16 protein-coding genes and 1 tRNA gene are annotated in these 15,424 nt (G+C 65.4%); 9 read left to right on the forward strand and 8 right to left on the reverse strand.

Features of this window, described 5'->3' with window-relative positions:
* Positions 1-70: 70 nt before the first annotated feature.
* Positions 71-496 (reverse strand): organic hydroperoxide resistance protein, encoded by a 426-nt coding sequence (locus tag AC5P9F_RS14080; protein WP_014035621.1) that lies wholly within the window; start codon positions 494-496, stop codon positions 71-73.
* Positions 497-607: 111 nt separating this feature from the next.
* Positions 608-1,588 (reverse strand): cation diffusion facilitator family transporter, encoded by a 981-nt coding sequence (locus tag AC5P9F_RS14085; RefSeq protein ID WP_005407688.1) that lies wholly within the window; start codon positions 1,586-1,588, stop codon positions 608-610.
* Positions 1,589-1,683: 95 nt separating this feature from the next.
* Between AC5P9F_RS14085 and AC5P9F_RS14090 the strand changes: the two genes are divergently transcribed.
* The gene (locus tag AC5P9F_RS14090; protein ID WP_224119324.1) at positions 1,684-1,872 is read left to right on the forward strand and encodes a sulfate transporter; all 189 of its coding nucleotides are present in this window, start codon (positions 1,684-1,686) and stop codon (positions 1,870-1,872) included.
* A 293-nt stretch (positions 1,873-2,165) separates the two neighbouring features.
* Here the strand turns inward: AC5P9F_RS14090 and AC5P9F_RS14095 are convergent, their stop codons facing one another.
* Both AC5P9F_RS14095 and AC5P9F_RS14100 read right to left on the reverse strand, forming a co-directional pair.
* Positions 2,166-3,947, reverse strand: coding sequence for a peptidoglycan-binding domain-containing protein (locus AC5P9F_RS14095; protein ID WP_100438230.1), 1,782 nt, complete (start codon positions 3,945-3,947; stop codon positions 2,166-2,168).
* Between the two features lie 42 nt (positions 3,948-3,989).
* Positions 3,990-4,409 carry a lysozyme inhibitor LprI family protein gene (locus tag AC5P9F_RS14100; RefSeq protein WP_219625293.1) on the reverse strand — a complete coding sequence of 140 codons (420 nt, stop codon included), beginning with the start codon at positions 4,407-4,409 and terminating at the stop codon, positions 3,990-3,992.
* Positions 4,410-4,626: 217 nt separating this feature from the next.
* Here AC5P9F_RS14100 and dusA point away from each other — a divergent pair, with 217 nt between their 5' ends.
* The 4 genes from dusA to AC5P9F_RS14120 all read left to right on the forward strand — a co-directional run bounded on the left by dusA (position 4,627) and on the right by AC5P9F_RS14120 (position 8,453).
* Positions 4,627-5,658, forward strand: coding sequence for a tRNA dihydrouridine(20/20a) synthase DusA (gene dusA / locus AC5P9F_RS14105; protein WP_043035427.1), 1,032 nt, complete (start codon positions 4,627-4,629; stop codon positions 5,656-5,658).
* A 213-nt stretch (positions 5,659-5,871) separates the two neighbouring features.
* Positions 5,872-6,246: a hypothetical protein gene (locus AC5P9F_RS14110; RefSeq protein WP_043035428.1), complete on the forward strand. Its 375-nt coding sequence runs from the start codon at positions 5,872-5,874 to the stop codon at positions 6,244-6,246.
* A gap of 73 nt (positions 6,247-6,319) precedes the next feature.
* Entirely contained in the window at positions 6,320-7,003 is a 684-nt protein-coding gene (locus AC5P9F_RS14115) for a response regulator transcription factor (protein WP_004136763.1), read from the forward strand.
* 25 nt (positions 7,004-7,028) lie between these two features.
* Entirely contained in the window at positions 7,029-8,453 is a 1,425-nt protein-coding gene (locus AC5P9F_RS14120) for an ATP-binding protein (protein WP_032953760.1), read from the forward strand.
* A gap of 85 nt (positions 8,454-8,538) precedes the next feature.
* Here the strand turns inward: AC5P9F_RS14120 and AC5P9F_RS14125 are convergent, their stop codons facing one another.
* Together AC5P9F_RS14125 and AC5P9F_RS14130 are read right to left on the reverse strand one after the other, a co-directional pair.
* On the reverse strand, positions 8,539-9,330 hold the full coding sequence (locus AC5P9F_RS14125) for a M90 family metallopeptidase (RefSeq protein WP_164281618.1): 792 nt from the start codon (positions 9,328-9,330) through the stop codon (positions 8,539-8,541).
* Positions 9,297-9,575, reverse strand: coding sequence for a hypothetical protein (locus tag AC5P9F_RS14130; RefSeq protein WP_005411956.1), 279 nt, complete (start codon positions 9,573-9,575; stop codon positions 9,297-9,299). The genes AC5P9F_RS14125 and AC5P9F_RS14130 overlap by 34 nt, the downstream gene beginning before the upstream one ends.
* A gap of 144 nt (positions 9,576-9,719) precedes the next feature.
* On the opposite strand from AC5P9F_RS14130, the gene birA reads away from it, so the two are divergent.
* The 4 genes from birA to AC5P9F_RS14150 all read left to right on the forward strand — a co-directional run bounded on the left by birA (position 9,720) and on the right by AC5P9F_RS14150 (position 12,399).
* Complete coding sequence (birA, locus tag AC5P9F_RS14135) at positions 9,720-10,685, forward strand: bifunctional biotin--[acetyl-CoA-carboxylase] ligase/biotin operon repressor BirA (RefSeq protein ID WP_043035430.1); 966 nt, start codon at positions 9,720-9,722, stop codon at positions 10,683-10,685.
* Entirely contained in the window at positions 10,682-11,413 is a 732-nt protein-coding gene (locus AC5P9F_RS14140) for a type III pantothenate kinase (protein WP_005407698.1), read from the forward strand. Before birA ends, AC5P9F_RS14140 begins: the two co-directional genes overlap by 4 nt.
* A 9-nt stretch (positions 11,414-11,422) precedes the next feature.
* Positions 11,423-12,283 (forward strand): SPOR domain-containing protein, encoded by an 861-nt coding sequence (locus AC5P9F_RS14145; RefSeq protein WP_262101535.1) that lies wholly within the window; start codon positions 11,423-11,425, stop codon positions 12,281-12,283.
* A gap of 40 nt (positions 12,284-12,323) precedes the next feature.
* A tRNA-Thr gene (locus AC5P9F_RS14150) sits at positions 12,324-12,399 on the forward strand.
* Between the two features lie 477 nt (positions 12,400-12,876).
* Here the strand turns inward: AC5P9F_RS14150 and AC5P9F_RS14155 are convergent.
* Together AC5P9F_RS14155 and AC5P9F_RS14160 are read right to left on the reverse strand one after the other, a co-directional pair.
* Positions 12,877-13,548, reverse strand: a complete 672-nt coding sequence (locus tag AC5P9F_RS14155; protein WP_005407700.1) for a hypothetical protein — start codon at positions 13,546-13,548, stop codon at positions 12,877-12,879.
* Between the two features lie 90 nt (positions 13,549-13,638).
* Complete coding sequence (locus AC5P9F_RS14160; protein ID WP_005407701.1) at positions 13,639-15,144, reverse strand: P-loop ATPase, Sll1717 family; 1,506 nt, start codon at positions 15,142-15,144, stop codon at positions 13,639-13,641.
* Positions 15,145-15,424 lie beyond the last annotated feature (280 nt).

Here is a 15,424-nt window from a genome sequence, read left to right on the forward strand (position 1 = left end):
TTCGACCGGCATCCGCCCATTTTTTTGCTCTTCACGTTGGTAGTGCCGGCCGCTGGCCGGCAGCACCCCATCAGGCAACGATCAGCGTCACGTCGATGTTGCCGCGGGTGGCGTTGGAGTACGGGCACACGATGTGCGCCTTCTGCACCAGCTCTTCCAGCTGCTCGCGCGGTACGCCCGGAGCGCTGATGGTCAGCTCGGCTTCGATGCCGAAGCCGGTCGGGATCTGGCCGATGCCGACCTTGCCGGTGACGGTGGTGTCGGCCGGCAGCGCGACCTTGGCCTGGCCGGCCACGAACTTCAGCGCGCCCAGGAAGCAGGCCGAGTAGCCGGCGGCGAACAGCTGTTCCGGGTTGGTGCCCGGGCCACCGGCGCCGCCCAGCTCGCGCGGGGTCGACAGCTGGATGTCCAGCACGTTGTCGGAGGAGACGGAACGGCCTTCACGGCCGCCGGTGGAGGTGGCCTGGGCGGTGTACAGAACCTTTTCGATGGACATCGGGATGCTCCTGGTCGGTGGGTGGGTGTTGCGTTGGAGCCTACTTTGCCCGCTTTCCGCGTACGTTGGGTTGCAGGGCGTACGAAAAACTTGATAGATCGTCCTGTCGGCCTAGATCGTCCACTCGCGATCGGTGGTGAACATGATGGTCAGCCAGCGGTCCGGCGAGGCCTCGCCCAGCGCGTCGCCGATCTCGTCGCGCAGCTGGTCCCATTCCACCAGCGGCCGCGGTGGGTCGTTTTCCGGCACCACGAAGAACAGCTCGATCTGCTCACCTCGCCCCACCTGCGCCACGTAGCTGCGGTGCTCGACGAAGCCATGCTTGGCCACGATCGCGCGTGCCACGGCATCCACGTGCGCCTGCAGCTCCGGCGGGGTGACCAGCAGGATGCCGGCCAGCGCCCGGCGCACGGTGCCGAGCGGGGCGATCATCACCAGCACGCAGACGAAGGCAAGGATGGCCGGGTCGATGTACGGCCCGACCCAGGCCCAGGACGTGCCTTGCACCAGCACGCCGCCGAGGAAGGCCAGCAGGTAGCATGCCGACATGCTGGCCGCGATCACCCAGTTCTTCGCATCCAGTGCGATGAACTCCGAGCCGATGCGGCGGTTGGCGCGCAGGATGAACCAGGCCAGTGCGCCTTCGCCGACGATGGACAGCCCGGCGAAGGCGATGGCCGGGCCCAGTGCGATGTGGCGGCCACCGGACATCAACGCATCCACCGCATTGACCAGGGCATACAGTGCCGCACCGATCATCAGCGTGCCGCTGACCCCCAGCACGATCGGTTCCAGGTGCCAGAAGCCCATGGTGAAGCGCTGGTTGAGCCTCGACTGCAACGCATCGGTCTGGGTGGACAGCGCGATCAGGCGTGCCACCAGCAGCGACAGCCAGGTCATGACCACATCGATCAGGCCGTAGATGCCGTCGAAGATGATCAGCGAGGAATTGGCCAGCAGGCCGAATACCACTGCGGCGGCGGCCAGCAGCAGCGAGGCGGCGATCGACAGGCGCAGCACGCCCTGTTCGGTTGCGGGGTCGAAGAACTGCGGGCGGTGGGTGGCCATGGCCCGATTGTAGAGCGGCGGCATGCTTCGCTGCCTTCCGCTGTCCGGCATCGTCGCAGAACGTCGAGGACATCGCCGAGACGCCCAGCGAGCGTGATCGCGAATGCGTCGCCCAGGGCATGGCCAACCTGGTCATCGAATTCCTCGGCCGCATGCTGGATATGCAGCGCTACGATGCCGGTGACACGCAGGTCTACCGCGTGCGTGGGCAGGTGTTCCTTGCCTCGGCCGGCCCTCTGGGTACGGTGTTCGATTACCAGCACGTGACGCCGAAGGTACAGATTGATCTGCGCGACGCCCACCCGTGAGACCTGACCGCCTGAGGCGGCAGTGTTTCAAGAAGCAGACCGCCTATGGATGGCGGGTACTGATCACTTAGGAAAAGCTACGGACGGACTTATCTGTCGTCAAAGCGCCGACGCGATCAAACCGGATCGGCTACACCTCGAGACCGACTCCCTCGAAGCGTGGGCACGCTCCGGGGCGCAAGACCTCGCATTTGCGACAATCCTCGACGCACCTCAACCAACGCCCTCGTCGGCCTCAAGCCGACGAGGGGTGAGCAAGGCAATGGCACTCGCAGGCCCGTGGGCCCGCTCTCTTACGCCATCATGGCCCGCGGGCCGTGCTGCTGGGTCTGCTGGTCGATCTTCTGCTGCTCGCGCTGCTGATCGCTCACCTGCAATGCCCGCTCGCTGTTTTCCTGCACGCTCTGGCGCATCGCGTCCGCCGTCGATACCGGCGCGGTATTGCGGTTCAACGCGCTTTCGTCGTGCAGTGCATTGGCCTGCACCGCGCGCGCCATCGAGCCATCCTGGTTCAGCTCAACGCGATCAACCCGGTACAGGCCGGCACGTGCAGCTTCCACGGTAAGCGCAGCAGCCAGCTTCTCGCTGTGCTCGCCGGAGGGCAGGCCACGCGCTTCCTCGGCGAACTTCACCTGCACCAGGGTCTCGGTGTACAGCCAGTTCTGCGGGCTGCGCGGGTCGGACATCGGGTACACCGTCTCGCGTGCAGGCTCGTCCGCTGCCTGCTGTTCCGGGGTGTTGCCCTGCGCCTGCGCACGCTGCTGCACTTCATTGGCCAGCGCCTGGCGGGTTTCCGCATCGGCAATGCCGGTCGCAGGCAGGCCATGCTGCTGCTGGAAAGCGTTGATCGCATGGCGGCTGCCACCGCCCAGATAGCCATCGCTACCGATGGCCTGGCCCTTGGCGTCGGTCAGCCCCAGCGCGGCCAGGTTGCCCTGGAGTTCGCGCGCGTCGCGGTCGATCGCGGCCAGCGTGGCTGGCCCGGCCTTGCCGTCCACCGGGTCCAGGTTGTGTGCGCGCTGGAAGTCTTCCACCGCCTTGCGGGTGGTGGCATCGAAGCGCCGGTCCGGATTCAGCGTCTGCTGGCCGCCAGCACTGGCATAGCCCAACGTGACCAGATTGCTCTCCAGCTTCAGCACGTCACGGCCGCTGGACCCTTCCTTCAACGTCTGCGAACCGGCCTGCTGGCGCGGTGCGCCGATCTGGTCCAGCGCCACCTTGATGTCCGCATCATTGTGCTCACCAGCGGGCGAGTAGTCGCGGCTGCTGACCTTGGCATGGGCGCGGTCCATTGCGTCCTTGTTGTTGGCATAGGCATTTTCGTAGCGCACGGCGATGTCGCCGGCCTTGGGCGCGTCGAAGTACTGGTAGGTCTCGCGGATCTGCCCGGCCTTCGCGCGCAGCGCCTCGTAGTCACCGCCTTCTTCCAGCACCTTCTGCAGCTTGGGCAGCTGGCTGGGCAACTGGTTGGCGGTCTTGGCGATCAGGCTGATCGCTTCGAAGCGGTTTTCCTCGGCGATGCCGCTGCCGTGTGCGTCCACCATCGCCATGCCGATCCGTGTGGCGTTGCGCACCTGCGGGTAGTCGATGTTCGCGTGGATCCACTGCTTGCCCTCGGCCGAACCGGCCCAGGCGTTGATGCTGTCGCGCGTGTTGGTATCGATGAACTGGATCGAGCTGCGCCCGCTCAGGCCATTGCCGTGGCTGAGCAGGTCGCGGCGCAGGTCGGCGTGGTCCTGGGTGAAGGGCAGGTTGTGCGCCTTGGCATAGGTGCTGGCCTGATCGATCACGGCGTCGACATAGGTCGTCTCGCCCGCCTTCAGTGCGTGGCCGTCGATGGCGCCCAGCGCCCACTCGCCGCGCTGGCCGAAGTCGACCTGGATCGCGCCCAGGCTGTAACCGCTGTTCTGCGCGACTTTGTTCACCGTGCCCCAGTGCGGTTCGGTCACGCCCTGGGTGATGCCGGCGATGGCCAGATGATAGGAGGCGGGGCCACCTTCGGTACCACGGCCGACGGCGAAATACACGGCGCCGGAGGTGGCATCGAGATCATGGGTATCGATGTTGGTTGGCATGTCTTACATCCTTGTGCAGTCAGAGGGTCTGCCCCTCAAGGGTCAGTCCAGCAGCTGCAGATACTTCTGCAGCTGGTCGGCACGCGCGCTCAGGCGCATCACATCGTTCAGCTCGCCCTGCAGGTTGCCGGGCTGCGAATCGTCGTACAGCGCGGTATCCAGTTCGCCATCGCGGCTGCGCGACTGCAGCCACGCGCGCTGGGCATTCACCAGCTTGGTCTTCTTTGCGCCAGTCAGCTTTGCCTGCAGCTGGCGGTAGGCCTGGTTCAGGCGCTGGTCCTGGCGTGCGCTTTCCGAGGTCAGGCAGGCGGCCTGCTCGATCGCACCCTGTGCCTTGTCACGGCAGGTGGTGAAGGCCGGGCTCAGCCCGGTGGCAGCCGGTGCTGCGGTTGCCGTGCCGATGGCCAGTACGGCGACCGCCAGCGCGGTGGCGAGGGTCCTGCTCAAACGCTTGTGCTGCATCATCTGCTCCACACGTCTAATCCATTGCGAGCGACGGACTATAACGGCGTCAATATTTCGTCGTCGTCAACGAATCGCGACAACTGTGACCGGTTGCCCGTCATTGTGGGGTGGCGCCGCCCGGCTTGCGGACGGCCCTCGGGCCCGGGCGCCCCGCTATCCGGGCGCCAGCCGCCGCCATTCAGCCGGGCGGTGTAAACTATTGATCTCACTGGCAATGCTAGTCTCCACGATCAACACCCCGATGACGTCCGCCACCGCCCGTTACGCTGATTCCCTGCGCCTGTCCGTTGCCCCGATGATGGACTGGACCGACCGCCATTGCCGCGTGTTCCATCGCGTGCTGGCGCCGGGTGCACGCCTGTACACGGAGATGGTGCACGCCAACGCGGTCATCCACGGCGACCGCGAGCGCCTGCTCGGCTTCGACCGCAGCGAACAGCCGCTGGCGCTGCAGCTGGGCGGCAGCGATCCGGCCCTGCTGGCGCAGGCTGCGCGCATTGCCGCCGAGTGGGGATACGACGAGGTCAACCTCAACTGCGGCTGCCCGTCCGACCGCGTGCAGGCCGGGCGTTTCGGCGCCTGCCTGATGCGCGAGCCGGTACTGGTGGCCGAGTGCGTGGCGGCCATGGTCGATGCGGTCGACATCCCGGTAACGGTGAAGTGCCGCCTGGGCGTGGACGAGGACAACGACTACGACGTGTTTGCCAGCTTCGTCGACCGCCAGGTCGCCGCTGGTGCGGCGATGGTGGTGGTGCATGCCCGCAACGCGTGGCTGAAGGGCCTGTCGCCGAAGGAGAACCGCGAGGTTCCGCCGCTGAAGTACGACTGGGCCTACCGCCTGAAGCAGGAGCGCCCGGCACTGCCGGTGGTGATCAACGGTGGCCTGGCCAGCATCGAGGCGGTACAGGCGCAGGCCGCGCACGTCGATGGCGTGATGCTGGGCCGGGCGGCCTATCACGACCCCTATCTGCTGCATCAGCTGGAGGCGCTGCACACCGGCGCCCCGCTACAGGCACGTGGTGACCTGCTGCGCGCGATGCGCCCCTACATCGAGGCGCGGCTGGGCGAAGGCCTGGCGCTGAAGCACATCACCCGCCATCTGCTCGGCCTGTTCCATGGCCAGCCCGGTGGTCGCGCATTCCGCCAGGTGCTGAGCGAGGGCGCACACCGCCCGGGCGCCGGCTGGAGCCTGATCGAACAGGCCTTGGCGGTCACCGAACGCGAAGCTGATCGCACCGCAGCGTGACGTCGGTCACAGTCCTGACTTGACAAGGGGCGGCGATTCGTCCCGAATGTTCACCTAGATGAACGACGCGAGCGCAGGGCCGGAAAAGTTCAGACCGGATTCACTGCCCCAAACCAAGAATTTGCAAAGGATTTGTAAAGCGCCGGGTCCCGAACCCGGCTCCCGGATTTACGACTTTTGAACGAATCGCCGTGCTCGGCTAGGATCGCATCGATGTCTTCCGCTCCCCTCCATCGCCGCATTGCCCTGGCCACCTGCGTGGTGCTGGCGGCTGCGCCGCTGTCTTCGGCGCTGGCGCAACAGCCGCCGCGTGGCGATCAGGGGCGCGCGGAGATGATGGAGCGGGGCGAGCGCGGTGGCCGTGGCGACGAGCGCTCGCTGTCCGATGCCGTGCGCCGCGTGCAGCGCACCACCGGCGGCCACATCCTCGGCGCCGAGCGCGTGCCGTTCGATGGGCGTGACATCAACCGGGTGAAGTACATGGACGACCGGGGCCGGGTCCGCTACATGGACGACCCCGCACCGTCGCGTTCACAGCCGCGCACGCCGCGGTCGGATATGTCATCACTACGCGGCGATAACCCCTGAACAGGGATAGTTGTCGCTATCAACCCGTACCCCACAGGCCTCCGGGCCACACCCAGGACACTAGGGAGAGTTCATGCGTATCCTTCTGGTCGAAGACGAAGCCCCGCTGCGTGAGACCCTGGCAGCCCGGCTCAAGCGCGAAGGCTTTGCCGTCGATGCTGCGCAGGACGGCGAGGAAGGCCTCTACATGGGGCGCGAAGTTCCGTTCGATGTCGGCATCATCGACCTCGGCCTGCCCAAGATGTCGGGCATGGAGCTGATCAAGGCCCTGCGTGACGAAGGCAAGAAGTTCCCGGTGCTGATCCTGACCGCGCGTTCGAGCTGGCAGGACAAGGTCGAAGGCCTGAAGCAGGGCGCCGACGACTACCTGGTCAAGCCGTTCCACGTCGAAGAGCTGCTGGCCCGCGTCAACGCGCTGCTGCGCCGCGCTGCCGGCTGGAGCAAGCCGACCCTGGAATGCGGCCCGGTCGCCCTGGACCTGGCTGCGCAGACCGTCAGCGTGGCCGGCAGCAATGTCGACCTGACCAGCTACGAATACAAGGTGCTGGAGTACCTGATGATGCACGCCGGTGAACTGGTCTCCAAGGCCGACCTCACCGAGCACATCTACCAGCAGGACTTCGACCGCGACTCGAACGTGCTGGAAGTGTTCATCGGCCGCCTGCGCAAGAAGCTGGACCCGGATGGCGAACTGAAGCCGATCGAGACCGTGCGCGGCCGCGGCTACCGTTTCGCGATTCCGCGCAACGAGGGCTGAGCCGGCTCAGCCTGGCGAGACCATGATGTCCGGCCGTCTGTGGTTCTTCCGACGCTGGCGGCCGCGCTCCCTGCAGGCGCGCCAGATGCTTGCCGCGTCCGTGGGCCTGGTCGCGTTCCTGGCCCTGGCCGGTTACGCACTCGACGCCGCCTTCGCCGATACGGCGAAGGCGAACCTGCGTGAGCGCCTGAAGAACTACGCCACCGCGTACGCGGCCGGCATCGACTTCACCCGCGACCGCTCGCTGTACATCCGCGAGCAGCCGCCGGATTCGCGCTTCGACGTGCCGGGCAGTGGCCTGTACCTGCAGGTAGTGATGCCGCACGGCAAGGGCAATTCGATGTCCGCCGAAGGCCCGATGCTGCCCACCGTCGGCGGCGGCCTGCTGGCGCCACGCCAGGAAGTGTTCGAAGGCCCGCTGCCGATGATCCAGATCGACGGCAGCCAGGGCTCGGTGTACCGCTATGGCCTGGGCCTGGTGTGGGACGCCGACGCCGACCCGGCCACCGAATTCCCGTACACCATCTATGTGATGGAAGACTCGCGCGCGCTGGGTGCGCAGCTGCGCGTGTTCCGCGGCCGTGTCTGGTTCTACCTGGGCGGCATCGGCCTGATCCTGCTGCTGCTGCAGACCGTCATCCTGCAGTGGAGCCTGCGTCCGCTGCGTCGGGTGATCACCGAGCTGACCAAGGTGCAGCGCGGCGAGACCGAGCGCATGAGCGAGCGCCACCCGCGCGAGCTGGAACCGCTGACCGACAGCATCAACGCCTTCATTGAAAGCGAGCGCGAGAACCTCGAGCGTCAGCGCAATACCCTGGCCGACCTGGCACACAGCCTGAAGACGCCCATTGCGGTGCTGCGCACGCAGATGGACAGCGGCGCGGGCGATGGCGCGCTGCGCGAGGAGCTGGACGTGCAGCTGCAGCGCATGAACAACCTGGTTTCGTACCAGCTGGCACGTGCTGCGTCGTCGGGCCACAAGCTGTTCTCCGCGCCGCTGCCGATCGAGTCCAACGCTGAGGAAATCGTACGTGGCCTGGAGAAGGTCTACGCCTCCAAGGGCGTGCTGTGCGAGTTCGACATCGATCCGGCCGCGCGCTTCCACGGCGAACCGGGCGACCTGCAGGAACTGCTCGGCAACCTGCTGGAAAACGCCTTCAAATGGGCCAACCGCCGCGTGCTGCTGACCGCGCAGCCGCTGCCTGCACCGAACGCGCGCCGCGCAGGCCTGCTGCTGGCGGTGGACGACGATGGCCCGGGCATTGCCCCGGACGACATCGGCAAGGTGCTGCAGCGTGGCGTGCGTGGCGACGAGCGCGTGCAGGGCCACGGCATCGGCCTGTCGATCGTGCAGGACCTGATCAAGGATTACCGCGGCGAACTGGCCGTCGGCCGTTCCAGCGAACTGGGCGGCGCCCGTTTCGAAGTGCGTTTGCCGCCGGGGCCGTAAACCTTCGCAATCGGTAGTGCCGGCCGCTGGCCGGCACCCTCATGATCTTCGGTGGCATTGCCAGGTTGCCGGCCAGCGGCCGGCACTACCGTGTTTCGATCTTTGGCGGCTCGCCGTAGAACCGCCGCAGCTGCGCGGCGACCTCCGGCAACGCCTGCTGCAGCAGATCCGGTGCCGAGAAGTGATACTCGCTGGCCACCGCGAAGAACTCTTCCGGCGCCTCGGCCGCGTACGGGTCGATCAACGTCTCCTCGCCGGCATCCACCTGCGCGCAGAAGGCGTCGTAGGAACGCTGGAAGGTGGCTGCCCACTCGCGCTGCCACTCGCGCGGCAGTGGCGGCGTGCCGTCCATCGCGCCATCCAGCGCATCCAGCTTGTGCACCATCTCGTGCACCGCCACGCAGTAGCCCTCGTGCGGCGTCGCCAGGTCGGCCTGCACATCGGCCCACGACAGGATCAACGGACCGCTGTCCCACGACTCGCCAATCAGTTCGTCATCCCACTCATGCAGTACGCCGGCCGCATCCATGTGGCTGCGATGTACGCGGAATGCATCGGGGTAGACGATCAGCTGCGACCAGCCTTCCAGACCCACCTTGCCGAACTCCAGCAGCGGCAGGCAGCACAGTGCCGCCAGCAGCACGCCATCGCCGGCATGCAGCTGCAGCTCGCTGATCGGGGTAATGGTCTTCTCGTGCAGGAAGCGCGTGGCCAGCAGGCGCAATCGCGCGCGGCGTTCGTCGTCCAGACCGTGCAGCCAGGCGGCGCGGCGGCAGGCCTCATTCCACAGTACATCGTCGATCGGCCGCGGCGCAGGCCGCAGCCACTGCAGCAGCGACTTGATCAGCGGAACATTCCCGGCAGGTAGCTGTGCCACTTCGGTGCGCGGATGCGCTGCAGCACGTCGTCATCGCTGCCACCGCCGCCCGTGCTGGTGTTGGCTGCCGGGCGGACCGGTGCCGGCTTGGTGGTGGCGGCCGAAGCGGTCGCGGTCGGTGCACGCTGCGAAGCGGCATCGCCGTTGGAGGACACGCAGGCGCCGCGGCTGTCGTCCAGCGCTGCCGTCGCAGACGCCGCGAAGGGCATCGTCAGCAGGATCAGGCAATGGGCATAACGGCGCATTGACGACATCCACGTTAAGGGAAGGTGAGTTCCCGATTCTAGCCCGAACCCGGCGCCCCGTTGGAAGCCCCCGCGGAACCCAGCGTGGCGGGCGCCGCTGGCGGCTTTCCCGCATAATTCCTTCCTGACTTCGTGGAAGCTGCCGTGGACGACCGCCAATTGCTGGCCAAACTCGCTGCCGGTCGCCTCTCCGGCGACGCCCTGGCCCGTGAGCTGGGCCAGACCCGGGCGGCCATTTGGAAGCGTATTCAAGGACTTAGAGCCGCCGGTGTAGACATCGAGGGGCGTGCAGGTGAGGGCTATGGCCTGACCCGCCCGGTCGACCTACTGGACCCGGACGCGATCCGTGCCGGCCTGCCTGCCGGCGTCCAAGCCCTGCTGCACGACCTGCAGGTCGCCTGGACAGTGGACTCGACCAACGCCGAATTGCTGCGTTGCAGCGCGCCCCAGCGCGGGGTGAGCGTCCTGCTGGCCGAGCGCCAGACCGGCGGCCGCGGCCGTCGCGGCCGTACGTGGGCGTCGCCGCTGGCCGCGCATATCTACCTGTCGGTGCTGCGGCTGTTTTCCGGTGGCCTCGGTCGCCTGGCCGGGCTGAGCCTGGTGGCCGGCATCGCCGTGGCCGAAGCGCTGCACGACCTGGGCTACACCCAGGCGCAGCTGAAGTGGCCGAACGACCTGCTGGTCGATGGCCGCAAGCTGGTCGGCCTGCTCGCAGAAGGCGGTGGCGAATACGCCGGCCCGGCGCGCGCGGTGATCGGCATCGGCATCAACACGCACATGCCGCCGTCCTTCGCCGAGCAGATCACCCAGCCGTGGGTGGACCTGGACACGCTGGCCGGCAAGCCGGTGGACCGCAACGTGGTGGTTGCTGCCGTGCTGGCGCGCCTGCTGCCGGCACTGGAAGAATTCGATCGCGAAGGCCTCGCTCCCTTCCTGCCGCGCTACGCCGCGTTCGACATGCTGGCCGGTCGCGAAGTACGGGTGGAACTGGAAGGGCAGTGGCAGCATGGCACCGCACTCGGCCTGGCTGATGACGGCGCCTTGCGCGTGCGCATCGATGGCCGTGAGCGCCTGCTGCACGCCGGCGAAGTCAGCGTGAGGGCGGCATGAGCGATTGGTTGTTCGACCTCGGCAACTCGCGCTTCAAGTTCGCGCCGTTGCAGGGTGACCGTGCCGGTGACGTGCAGGCCTGGGCGCATGGCGCCGAAGGCATGGCCGGACAGCCGCCGCACAGCCTGCCCAGCGGCACCACCGCGTTCGTGGCCAGCGTGGCCGCACCGTCGCTGACCAGCGCGATGCTGGACCAGCTGCAGCGTCGCTTCGAGCACGTGCACGTGGTGCGTACCAGCGCCGAATGCGCCGGTGTGCGCATTGCCTATGCCAAGCCCGAAAAATTCGGTGTGGACCGCTTCCTGGCCCTGCTGGCCGCGGCCAAGGCGCAGCGCCCGGTGCTGGTGGTCGGGGTGGGCACCGCACTGACGATTGATCTGCTCGACGCCGACGGCCAGCACCACGGTGGCCGCATTTCCGCATCGCCCACCACCATGCGCGAAGCACTGCATGCCCGCGCGGTGCAGCTGCCGGCTACCGGCGGTGACTACAGCGAATTCGCCAACGACACCGCCGACGCGCTCGCCTCCGGCTGCGATGGTGCGGCCGTGGCACTGATCGAACGCAGCGCACAGCAGGCGCACACGCTGCTGGGCGTTGCGCCCTCGCTGCTGGTGCATGGTGGCGGCGCACCGGCGCTGATGCCGTTGCTGCCTGGCGCCGACTACCACCCCTCGCTGGTGCTGGATGGCCTCGCCCGCTGGGCGGTGCACCAGCCCGCAGGCTAGTATCCGCGCATGCTGACCCGTGCCCTGATCGTCGTACTGGCCATCCTCAATCTTGGCGTCGCCTGCTGGTGGCTGCTGCGCGATGCACCGCAGAAGCCTGCGCCGCCGCCGCAACCCGCCGGCGTGGCCGAGCTGCGCTGGGTGCCCGGTGGCGTGGATGCCGCTGCGGCCGCCGAAGCCACGGCCGCCGCGCCGACCGCGCCGTTGATGGAGCGCGAACCGGCGGAGAAGACGGCCGTGGCTGTAACGCCGGCGCCCGCCGCCCCGGCCAAGCCGGAGATTGCCAAGCCGCAGGCGGCTGAGGCTACGCCGGTTGCTGCCGCTGCCAAGCCGGCAACACCGCCTGCACCGACCCCGACCCCGGCACCGGCACCGGAGAAGCCCGCAACCCCGCCCGCGGCCGCCGAGCCGCCGCGCTGCGTCGCGCTGGGCCCGTTCGCCGACCGCGCCGCCGCTACCAGTGCGCAGGGCAAGGCCAGCACGCTGCTCAGCCAGGTGCGCCTGCGCGAACAGCCTGCTGCCAGCGGCAGTGCCCGTTACCGGGTGATGCTGCCGGCCGCCGCCAACCGCGAAGAAGCCCAGGCCACCGTGAAACGCATCGTCGCCGCTGGCCTGAGCGACTACTACATCATCAGCCAAGGCGAGGAGGCCAACGCCGTGGCGCTGGGCCAGTACCGCAACCGCGAAGGCGCCGAGCGGCGCATGGCGGCGGTGCAGGCCGCCGGCTTCCAGCCGCGCCTTGTCGCCAGCGGCGACGCCGGGCAGTGGTGGCTGGAAGGGCAGCTGGCGGCAGGCACGCAACCGGCCCAGGCCCAGCAGCGCAGCGGGGCGGCACAGAGCCGGTCGCTGGAATGCGCAAGGTTGCGCTAGAATCCCCGGACCGCGGCGCTGCCGCCGGTGATCCACCCATGCCGCTTTAGCTCAGTTGGTAGAGCAACTGTCTTGTAAACAGTAGGTCATCCGTTCGATTCGGATAAGCGGCACCATAAGAGAATCGCCGAAACGCCTTAAAAATAGGGGTTTCAACGAGAAAAAGGCCAGCGCGGGGCGCTGGCCTTTCTGCGTCTACCGGGAAAATTACCGGGAAAAATTATTAGCGGCTCTTTCTTGGTTTCACGGCTGCTTTGACCACTGGCACGGAATGGTCGTACAGCTGGCGCATGGCCTCGGTCACGTGGCCGTCAGTGATCGCTTGTGCGGGTGTGTGGGCTGTAGGGCTATCGCAGCGCGTGGACGACAGAAGCTGGGTGGCAACGCTGGACCGGCAGCGGCAAGGGCCAGGCGGTCCATGGCGCTGCAGCAGCTTCGAGCAGGGCCGTGCCGTTGCTGAGTTGTGGGTGGGCAGGCACGAGGACCGCCTGCGCGAGTACGTGGGCAGGATTACGGCGTTTCGGGAGGCAGTGCGCGCGAACAGGCTGGCCAAGCTGCACCCCGCGCCGCCGTTCGGCTGGATGGGATAAGCGCTAGCTCTTCACCTGGGTAGCAATAGCTGCAAGTAGCGCGCGGCTCCTGCTACCGACTTCGCCAGCCAGCTGGTCGAGCTCCGCATACTCCGCTTCGCTTGCCGGCTGCCTGGATACCACGACCTCACGAAACCTGTCAGGGCGCTGTGCAATCAACTCAATGGGGTGGAATCGAGAGTTCCAAGCGTTCTGGGCCGCCTTAACTGCCGCCGCTGCTTCGATCAGCGCTGGAGACCCATACACGTCACGCAGAAGCTCCATGCGGGATAGCTCCACCTTGGACTTCTCGCCCTGTTGCAGCTGAAGGTCGACGTACTGCTTATAGGTGAGCATGCCTTTCGCGAGGCGCAATCCCAGAATGTTGAACTGTGCGAGGCCTGCCGTCCAGTGGCCTGCCAGTACGTACAGCTCCTCAAGGCGTTCTCGCGTAACGCGTTGGTTCTCGCGCTGCAGATCGTGGGTCTGCTGCATTCGCAACCTGTGATCGCTGCTGCGGTTATTCATCACAGCAAGCGAAACCGCTACCACGCCGGTAAGGATGGTACCGATCGCTACACCAACGAGTTGCCCGTAGGTCTGCAGCCAACCTGAGCCTGCGTTGGAAATCCCCTCAACCGAGTTGTGTGCCACTATATTCGCAATCAGCACGCAACCGTTCACCCACTCCAACATCTCAGTCTCCAAATTGCCCGGATAGAAGCCGTCGACGGCGATTGGGACTGCCAGTCGTCGTCGATCGGTAACCCAGCCTGTTTATCACCTTCAGCGGCGCTTCTCTTTCGCAATCCGAATGTTGATCAAATGGCTACGGAACGCCGGATGGATTTCCCAATTGGACGCCTGCAAATTGTTCCAGTTTGAGTACCTGACGAACTTTGGATCATCAGAAAAATTCTTGTGGTCAAAGCCCTTCGGCTTTGTTTTATCAGGTAAGCGCGCATTGATGAATCCGACCTCGTGAAGGAGGGCGAGCAGCTGGATCAAGTGTTCATCCCTGTTCTGGATGGAGATGCCTCGGAGCTGGATGGACGTCACTCCCAAGGTGCGCCCCAGATGCTCTCTTAGCTCTTCGAAGCTCATGTCGAAGTTGCCCGAGTAGAACGACTCAATGACTTCACGGATAGCGGGGCAATCCATCGCGTATTCATTAACAACGTCGTCCACGCGTTCTGAAGAATAAACGTGCATTGCTCTCGATGCATCATCGTCGCCAATCTTCTGGTGACTTTGGTCCAATGCGGCCTCAATCATGCTCTTGATTAGTTGCAACGCATCGCGCGGTCTTTCTCGCGCTGATTTTGAGATGAAGTCTGGCCACGATCGGCGCTGATCGCTATCGGGGAGCAGGACGTCACGGCCTTCAAAGTAAGGCCCGTAGGGTGTCAAGATCGGAATGCGATTCGCCAGCGAAGCGGTGCGCATGCGCTTCTCCACGATCTCAACAATAGTCGGGTCACTTGAGCGCAAGTGAATGGATAGTGGGCGTATGTGGTCTACCTGGTCCCGCTGGCCGGCACTTTCATAGCTCAGTCGCGCCCAAACGCTAGATCTCAATGTGACTATCGGACGAACCGAGTTGCAATCCATCGCTAATCTGCGGACAGCCAAAATAAGCGCCCAGATCTTATTTAGTTGGGCTTTGTCGTCCGGTGTTGCTAGCTGGTCAGTGTCGTCAATCAATAGCAAGAAAGAACTCTTCGTCTTGTTCAGAAGGTGGGAGTTTAAGGCCTCGCGAAGTTGAGCATTTGGCATTTTACTCTTGGTTTGGGCAAACAGTTTATCGGCATCCAGCCCTGTGGCGGGTCGAGATAGTGCCGCCAATAGTGGAAGCGTCCGGGTAATCACGTCTCCGCGAGTCGTTCCCTGTGCAACTGCGTGATCGTAGAGAGTGGCTTGATTGCCAACGAGCGGAAGGTATGAGGTGATCTGACTTCCAACTTCGGATGCAACGGTACGGAGAAGCTTTTCGTAGAAGTATCCTTTGAGGGTAGCTAGGTCGCTTGAGGTTGGCGCGACCATGTCAGCGAGCTGATCAGGGCGAAGCAGGACACAAGGAAGCTTCGCGTCAATTGCAGTGCGCTTGAGCCATTCAACTAAGGCTGACTTTCCCGCGCCCTTGTTGCCAACGAGTACACGCATGCTGCCAGGTTCAATGCTGCATACGTCTGCCAGCTGGGCAGGAGTAACGAAAACGTCCTTCAGGTAATTCAGATCACCCTCGGTCGTACCCGAGCGCACGTACGGCATCAGTCCGGGAAGATAGGTCATTAGATCGTCCTTTGGTTGTATAAGCCTGAGGGCTACTTCGCCGCCTTGGCTTCCAATAGTCCAAATTACGCGGTTCTGTGGATTTCAACAACGGCACGAATAGCACGGATCTGGTGGTCAAATGGGTCCTAGCCAATGCATGGCTGTAAACGGGGTAGCCACTTTCTCTGGTGAGGTCTGGGCTGAGGCTATACAGCGTTTGCCCAAGCTATGGGGCGTGGCCACGCGACCTTCCTATTGCTGTTGACAGGGTATCGATCCGCTTGACGGTCTCGCGGGT

It is taken from the genome of Stenotrophomonas sp. YJH_SMC_4 (genome assembly GCF_059371575.1).

Bases quoted from the DNA above. Each gene is read 5' to 3' on its own strand.
- AC5P9F_RS14080 (WP_014035621.1), bottom strand. From the start codon at position 496: ATGTCCATCGAAAAGGTTCTGTACACCGCCCAGGCCACCTCCACCGGC.
- AC5P9F_RS14085 (WP_005407688.1), bottom strand. From the start codon at position 1,588: ATGCCGCCGCTCTACAATCGGGCCATGGCCACCCACCGCCCGCAGTTC.
- AC5P9F_RS14090 (WP_224119324.1), top strand. From the start codon at position 1,684: ATGGCCAACCTGGTCATCGAATTCCTCGGCCGCATGCTGGATATGCAG.
- AC5P9F_RS14095 (WP_100438230.1), bottom strand. From the start codon at position 3,947: ATGCCAACCAACATCGATACCCATGATCTCGATGCCACCTCCGGCGCC.
- AC5P9F_RS14100 (WP_219625293.1), bottom strand. From the start codon at position 4,409: ATGCAGCACAAGCGTTTGAGCAGGACCCTCGCCACCGCGCTGGCGGTC.
- dusA (WP_043035427.1), top strand. From the start codon at position 4,627: ATGCTAGTCTCCACGATCAACACCCCGATGACGTCCGCCACCGCCCGT.
- AC5P9F_RS14110 (WP_043035428.1), top strand. From the start codon at position 5,872: ATGTCTTCCGCTCCCCTCCATCGCCGCATTGCCCTGGCCACCTGCGTG.
- AC5P9F_RS14115 (WP_004136763.1), top strand. From the start codon at position 6,320: ATGCGTATCCTTCTGGTCGAAGACGAAGCCCCGCTGCGTGAGACCCTG.
- AC5P9F_RS14120 (WP_032953760.1), top strand. From the start codon at position 7,029: ATGTCCGGCCGTCTGTGGTTCTTCCGACGCTGGCGGCCGCGCTCCCTG.
- AC5P9F_RS14130 (WP_005411956.1), bottom strand. From the start codon at position 9,575: ATGCGCCGTTATGCCCATTGCCTGATCCTGCTGACGATGCCCTTCGCG.
- AC5P9F_RS14140 (WP_005407698.1), top strand. From the start codon at position 10,682: ATGAGCGATTGGTTGTTCGACCTCGGCAACTCGCGCTTCAAGTTCGCG.
- AC5P9F_RS14145 (WP_262101535.1), top strand. From the start codon at position 11,423: ATGCTGACCCGTGCCCTGATCGTCGTACTGGCCATCCTCAATCTTGGC.
- AC5P9F_RS14155 (WP_005407700.1), bottom strand. From the start codon at position 13,548: ATGTTGGAGTGGGTGAACGGTTGCGTGCTGATTGCGAATATAGTGGCA.
- AC5P9F_RS14160 (WP_005407701.1), bottom strand. From the start codon at position 15,144: ATGACCTATCTTCCCGGACTGATGCCGTACGTGCGCTCGGGTACGACC.